The organism is Vibrio sp. 2132-1, from assembly GCF_033344315.1.
The window spans coordinates 1-719 of record NZ_JAWPON010000306.1 but is presented as its reverse complement, the minus strand read 5'-3'; the positions used below and the strand labels follow the sequence as shown (position 1 = coordinate 719).

General features: G+C 50.3%; 1 protein-coding gene and 1 pseudogene. Both read left to right on the top strand.

Annotated elements, in window-relative coordinates:
• On the top strand, positions 1-535 hold a 535-nt coding region (locus tag R8N47_RS25095), incomplete at its 5' end, for an ABC transporter ATP-binding protein (protein ID WP_318186092.1).
• Positions 523-719 (top strand): annotated as a pseudogene (locus tag R8N47_RS25090) (ABC transporter permease); the annotation flags it as partial. The gene R8N47_RS25095 and the pseudogene R8N47_RS25090, both read left to right, overlap by 13 nt.

Here is a 719-nt window from a genome sequence, read left to right as displayed (position 1 = left end):
TTCTCAATATCAAGGTCAGGTAACGTTTGCTGGTCAACCTTACCCGAGTGGACAAATGCAGGCTGCGAAAATGCGCCGTGAAAAGCTGGGTTTTATATTTCAAAAATTCAACTTGGTGCCAGTGATGACGGCTTTGGAGAACGTCGCTTATCCGTTGCATCTCAACGGTTTTTCAAAAACAGAACAAACTGAACTTGCCTCACAGATGCTGGAACATGTGGGGCTGGGCGAATTTATCCATCACATGCCCGATAACTTGTCTGGTGGTCAGCAGCAACGGGTAGCGATTGCTCGCGCTTTGGTTCACAAACCTGCATTAGTGATTGCCGACGAGCCAACAGCAAGCCTCGATAGCCAAACCGCAAACAAAGTCATCGATATCATGAAAGGGCTTGGGCACGAGTTTGGTACCACCTTCATTGTCGCTACTCACGACCCTCGCATGGCATCACGCTGCGATCGCACCATCGAGCTGGTGGACGGCAAAATCATCCAAACGCACGCCAGTGTGGAGGAGGTCTCATGGGCAAGCTAATTCCCGTTTCGGTTCGCCTTGCTTGGCTGAATCTACAACGTAATCGCCGACGCAGTTTGTTGTCGATGCTGATCATCGCCATTGCAGTTTTTGCGCTGACCAGCGCAGGTGGTTTTGGCCTTTATACTTACGACAGCTTGAAAGAATCCACAGCGCGTGACACGGGGCATCTGACATTAACCAC